At 43.3% G+C, this 6,349-nt stretch carries 4 protein-coding genes and 1 pseudogene; all 5 read right to left on the reverse strand.

Annotated features, from left to right (window positions below; all coding sequences use genetic code 11):
* Window positions 1-110: 110 nt before the first annotated feature.
* A pseudogene (locus tag PG879_RS20220) lies at window positions 111-1,144 on the reverse strand (IS481 family transposase).
* 141 nt (window positions 1,145-1,285) lie between these two features.
* Window positions 1,286-2,506 carry an MFS transporter gene (locus tag PG879_RS20225; RefSeq protein ID WP_162726518.1) on the reverse strand — a complete coding sequence of 407 codons (1,221 nt, stop codon included), beginning with the start codon at window positions 2,504-2,506 and terminating at the stop codon, window positions 1,286-1,288.
* Entirely contained in the window at window positions 2,494-3,306 is an 813-nt protein-coding gene (locus tag PG879_RS20230) for a TylF/MycF/NovP-related O-methyltransferase (RefSeq protein WP_119196784.1), read from the reverse strand. The genes PG879_RS20225 and PG879_RS20230 overlap by 13 nt, the downstream gene beginning before the upstream one ends.
* A gap of 18 nt (window positions 3,307-3,324) precedes the next feature.
* The gene (locus PG879_RS20235) at window positions 3,325-4,506 is read right to left on the reverse strand and encodes a cupin domain-containing protein (RefSeq protein ID WP_162726519.1); all 1,182 of its coding nucleotides are present in this window, start codon (window positions 4,504-4,506) and stop codon (window positions 3,325-3,327) included.
* 1,357 nt (window positions 4,507-5,863) lie between these two features.
* On the reverse strand, window positions 5,864-6,253 hold the full coding sequence (locus tag PG879_RS20240; RefSeq protein WP_270830610.1) for an antitoxin Xre/MbcA/ParS toxin-binding domain-containing protein: 390 nt from the start codon (window positions 6,251-6,253) through the stop codon (window positions 5,864-5,866).
* Between the last annotated feature and the right edge of the window lie 96 nt (window positions 6,254-6,349).

Here is a 6,349-nt window from a genome sequence, read left to right on the forward strand (position 1 = left end):
TAGTACTGAACATAGCTCCAAGACTACCTCTTAAGTTAAGAGGGGCGAAGTGTCTGGATCTTCAAGGGGCCAATCTATCACCTGACACCGGCCTCAAACCGGTGTCTTGTTTACGCTACTTTAGATCGCACTTCCTTCGGTATCAATTTCAGACCCTTCTTGAACATGCTGTAGGGGATTTGTCCCTCCATCATCCTGCCCTGATGTGGCCGCTGGGTGTTGTAGTGTTCCAGGTAGCTATCTAGGTCTGTCTGCATCTGCTCCACCGACTCATACCAGGTCGTCCTCCCTTTGATGCGGAAGTGTTCATCCAGTAGTGTGCGATGCAGTCGCTCGATAAAGCCGTTGCTCTGCGGCCTGCGTGCCTTGGTTGTCCGGTGCTCAATTCCCTCCAGTTGCAGGAACAGCTCGTAGGGATGATGGTCTGGGCGAACTCGCGCCCGTTATCCGACAGGATGGTATAGACCCGTGCCTCGTGGGCCTCGAAAAACGGCAGCACCGTTTCATTGAGCACATGAACCGAGGTCACCGGCAGCTTGCTGGTGTAGAGCCGTCCCCAGGCGTGGCGACTGTAGCAGTCCAGCACTGTTTGCAGATACACCTTACCAACTCCCTTGAGCGCGCCGACGAAGAAGGTGTCGACCGCCACCAGTTCTCCGGTGTAGTGGACCTCAATCTGACGTTCGCGAAACTCGGGGCTGAAGCGTTCGAGCAGGCGAATCTACTCGTCATTGAGCTCAATGGTCTGCTCACGGTGAGTTTTCTCAAGGCGCAGCAAGCGGTCGTGTTTGGAGAGCAAGTCGTGCCGTTGCCACACGCCACGCACACCGCCCGCACTGACATTGATCCCTTGCAGAGCCAGTTCTTGAGCGACCCGCAGCGGGCCATGAGTTGGTCTGGAGAGGGAATAATCGAGGATGGCCTGTTCAATCTCGGGAGCGACCCGATTGGGATGAGCCCCTTTACAGCCGGGCAATTTGTCGAGCAATCCCTCGGCGCCATAGGTCTGGTAATTACGGCGATTTTCGTAGAACTGCTGACGGCTGTAGCTGATGAGCTTGTAGGCTTTGCTGACGTTATTGAGCTCTTTGGCGAGTTCTAGCAGGCTGAGCTTGCGATGTACTACTTTCTCGTTGGTGGTCATACGGTGACTCCAGATAACACGGTAGGGGTACCGTTTTGTTATCTGGTGTGAAGCCGTATGACCACTCCCTTTTGTTGGCAACTGTCAGGTGGATACCATCTCCATGCATGTTTCCTAACAACGCATCTCACCTCTTAGCGCCTACTCTGGGCTCTTTGCATCCAACGTCTGTTTAACGCCTTTTCTTGCAGTCATCATATACACAGCAAATAACCCTGTGATACCAGTAATACCTGCCAGTACAAATAAAAAAGCTCCAGATGAATGGCTAAGAACAAATGCTCCCATGAATGGCGCTAGAAGCATAGCGCTGTTTTGGATTGCTTGCAGTCGTCCAGCTGCAATCCCAAGGCTAGCTTGAAAGTTTTCAGCCAGGTATACATTTGATGATATCGCAAATCTAGAACTGAAAAGCCCTACAATAAAAAATACTATAGCCAATAATGCCAATTGCAATGTAAAGGGCTCATATAATATGGGAGCGATCAAAATAAACATACACATAGTTATAAAGGCAGGAAACAAGATCTCCTCAATTAGTCCTTTAAGAGAAGAAGACGTAGCATTACGAGCACTCCACAACCCATACAGAAAGTTTCCTATAGCAGATGAAGATACTAATACACCAAGGGCACTTTTATCTAACCCGTTATCTCTAAGTAAAATTGGGAGTTGATTGTTGACCATGAAAACGGCGATAAAAAATATTGCCATTACTATGGCGTATGAATTCCAATTTTCATTACTCAATGTTGATGGCTTTGAGCTTGGCGAATTGTCCAGTCCATCTTTAACTGTTGTAGTCTTTATTGTCCAGAACACAAGGCAGCCAGCCAGCGTTAATCCACCTGAAATCACTAATGCATATTCATCCCTCCCGAATGACGCGATTGCTCCACCAAGTGCAGGGCCAGTTATCTTTGCTGCACTATTCATCATATTTAGCAAGGAGTAGTAACGAGTTCTGTTTTCCGCTGGTACGCAACGAGCACTGATAACTGATATAGCTGGTGTGGCTATGCTATTAAATAGAGATCTAATTACAGCTATTGCCACAAAGATATATATGTTGCTTGCAGTTAATAGTGCAACAGTCAGCAACGCTCTTAGTATAAGACTTGTACGTAGCCAATGAAGAACTTTACAGCTATTAACCAAATTACTAATAAATCCGGTAAATATTATACCTGGTAATAGCATACTTGCGCCGATAATTGCTATCTCCATGCTATCAACTTGAAATCGATACACACATATTGTCAGTATGGCTATATAGTCAATCCATCCTCCGAACACGACCAACCCATCACCCAGTAAAAGTAGCTTGAGACGGTTTGAAAATGAATGAGTTATTTTATCCAAAAGAATACTCCTGCAACTTCATCTGCAATTTGAAGTGGTTTTGAAATTCCATTTTTTTCTCTAAATTCATCAACCGCTAGCTTACATCCTGGTAGATTATAATCATCAATGATGATGAATCCGCCATCGGATATTAGGTGATATACGTTATCTAGAACGTCTTTTGTTGAGCTATACCAATCCGCGTCAATTCTTACAACACTAAACTTAACATTAGCAGCTGATAATGATGGTAGTGTATCTTCAAACCAGCCGGGCATGAAAACTATGTTATCGTCGAGTAATCCATAACGATTAAAATTTTCCTTTACATCATCAATGCTTGCTAAGCAGTCCAGGTTATATATCGGGAGCGCCTTTGAAAAACGATGCCAGAAATGATTCGCAAAAATCCCATCCTGGGTGCTGGGAACTGGTAGACCTGAAAAGGAATCTGCTACATAAACCTTACGAGATGAGTTCAGGCTTTTCAGAACTCCAGCCATGTAGATTGAAGTCCCCCTTCTCAAAACCCCACAATCTAATACATCGCCAACAATCTTTTTTTCATTTATGATTGTTATGGCATCTCGTATATTATTTAATGCGTCGATGCTAACGTATGTATGAATATTTCTAGATCTCTTGGTGTACTGAAGGATTTGAGTCAAGTCTTCTGCGCTGATATTAAGATTGATACCATCGTTCATTAATAAGTCTAGAGTCTTCTTTATCTCGTCCACTTCATCAGGTGTTGCTTTTGGACTATCAGGCTCATAGATTTTGTTTGTTAGCACTTTACTTAATAAATCAAGATACACGAGAACGCCCCTTTAATGTTACTCTAAAATAAGAATGCCAACATTAGCCAACTCTTGACAGAGCAGAACTTTCGACTCTAGGTTTAGGTCGCCAGAGAGCTGGCTTGGAGTAAAGCAAACTAAACCCCTTGAGCAAATATAATCTATTTCACCCTGGCAATAATCAGGAAGAGTGACATTCGAAGGCCTTGAAACAAGCGGTTTTCCTGGGCTGATTGTCGAACTAAAATAAATTGATATAGAACCATCACCAGTTCTAGCTTGTATATCAACACCTTGCCTTAGCCGTAGCTTTGTTGACTCAGTAATCGCATGTGATGCAGCAAGAGTTTCCAAGCGTCTATCGCAGGTCTCATGTTTGGTTGCGCTATATGCGATATCAAAGTCAGCTTTAATTACATCAAAAGGTACTTTCTTTAATCGATCTAAAAGTAGCTTTGCATTTTTATCAAGAAGATCTCGTTCAGTGAATGGATATATATTCTGTCTGAGTTCAACTATGTGCTCAGACATTAGCCGTAGGTATCCTTCCAGTACTTCAAAAATTTTTATTGGTTGCAAACCTATAGCCATATGTAATGAGTGGCTATCTAAGCATCGTGCAGAATGTGGCGCTCCTGCTGGAATATATAATATATCTCCAGGTTCGAGAATGACCTCAATGGACGGAGCCCCAAGATCGACATCTTTAAAGTTCTGTTGGAGTGGAAGGGTTGGATTATCGATCACCTTGTCCCAAACATGCCAAACTTTACGTCCTTCTAGTTGGACAACAAAAACCTCTGTGGTATCAAAATGCGTATCAAGGCCTGGGAAGTTTGCGCCAGTAAGGAATGGCTTTGCGAAAACATATCCACCAAAAATGTCCTCAAGGCTTTTGCAGATCTTAGCGATTTCACTGTGACGATTATCAAGATCTTCTAGCTTAAGTGTTGCACCAGATTTGAACGCTTCAAGTACGAACTCTCGTTGTGTTGTTGCTTGACCATGATAGGTCGGTATCGTGATAGCCCCCCCATCCTTAGTTATTCTAACTAAGTTATGAAGCATGCCCTCTCCAGCAATCAAATAGCGATCAAAGTCAGACAAGGTGAACATATTGATCAGACTGCTCTCTGCTCTTTGGAAGAGCGGTTTTTTTTCGAAGTAAGTATTAAAAAAACTTTCTTGGTCAATAGACCCTATAATATTATGCAGCATTCTATAATCCCCTATTAAAAAAGGATGGTGTATATACACCATCCTTTTTCATACGTTCATATTCAGAACAGTACGTGCTGAGCATTTTTCAGTGCAGCCGCAGAAACGAATTTAATATCCTTTTTATTCAGAGTCATTTTTTATTTCCTTATGAAGGTTGATGAATACCAGGAGCGTGAGCTCCAAACGGCGACTTCAATTTAATGGCCGAGAAGTTAGATGTAAACACCTGTTAGCAATGGGATGCGCGAATGTTGAATATTTGTAACTTATAATAATCCATAGGATGTTGAGTTGAGTAGTGCTATTGACTGAAAAGAATGCATATTTGATATGGAGAATTCACATTCTTTACCAAAAAACAGGCGAAAATATTTTTTCGACCCTGAGTGATTATTTTATGTGGGTAACAAAATAAATTGACATCCATGTATGATTTATGGCTCTAGCTATAAATAAGATTAATAGTCTTCTTTTACACGTCTTGTGATGACTCAGTGGTTTTTAATATGGTAAATGAGCCTAGCTGTAGTTATTTAAAAAATAAAACGACAAGCGATGTTATACTCAGTCTCCTGCTCTACATGTAACCTCTGCATTGGTAAGCCAAGGTACAGAAAGCTGTACCTCGTAGCCTATGATGAGCGTGGTGAAATCTGTAGTTTATGAGACCGACTTCAACTCAGACATGAATAGAGTCAAGGACGCTCAAAGACATGTTATGTTGAGAGTAGTAGGTCAGGAGTGAAGCGCCAGAGCAACCGTCATCACGTAATGTGACCGTATCTGTGTGTATTGGGATCTCATGGGTTTGGAAAATCGTTCCGGTTGTGACAACCAGGGTCGGGTCGCAGGGGGGAGGGTTAGGATGGCGTTACAGTCACGCCCGTATGCGATCTGTTCATGTACTGCGAATGCTAGCAGAGAAGTACTTGCATAGGTAAAACTATCATTTTCTCAAAGCACGTTTTTTATTTCCACCCTACAGGGCGAATATAACCACACCTTAACTGAGGTTATGTTGCTGTTTTCTGTTTATAGACATATAACTTACTACTAAGTGATGAAGCATTGATGTCTTAAGCCAAGTTAATGAATTTTCATTTATCAGAGCTCTTTAAATTCCATTGATTTAATAAAAACAATTTGTAGGGGTAGTAAAAACTGGTTTCTCTTCGCTGCGCAGCAGCGGAATGTTGAAACGGAAAAATTTATTTATAGCTCTCATAATTAGTAAATGGACAGTTTACCGAATTTTTCAAGTGGGGGGGATGTGAAAAATTTTGAAAATCATTCTGTTAGGTTTAAGTTTGACCAACTGAGCTGGTTTTATCCTCACAGCCCCCTGACTTATTGCTTATATGCAAACCCCATGCTGAATTCGTCCCACAAGATCGATAACTGCCTGAACTCCCATCTGTGTAGTCAACAACGTGGCTGGAGCCACGCCACCAAGGCCCCTGGCTGGACGGTGTAACCATGACAATGCCCTGAGGGCATCGTTTTCTTGAAGGGACAGAGCGGCATCGAGGGCGAGCACTACTCCATACACCCTGGCTCCTTGTGATATTGATAGCGCGGTATCTGCTTTGAGCCTGCGAGTCACCGTGCTATGGCTAATACCAGCAAGCTTACATATCACACCAACATCAGTTTCAACCAGCGCAGCTAGCTTATGGATGATGTCCGCCGGAACCCCTGCCACAATCCACAGGTGAGCACTCAGTGCTTCACGAGGAACACCCAAGGGGTCAAGGAGTGTCGTTCTAAGGAAGGTGCGAATAAGCGGGGAAATTCTTCTCGGCTGACTCAGTCATTTCATTTCTTCATGTTTGAGCCGATT

Origin of the sequence: Aeromonas sp. QDB63, from assembly GCF_027707425.1 — a bacterium.
Taxonomy (GTDB): Bacteria; Pseudomonadota; Gammaproteobacteria; order Enterobacterales; family Aeromonadaceae; genus Aeromonas; species Aeromonas caviae.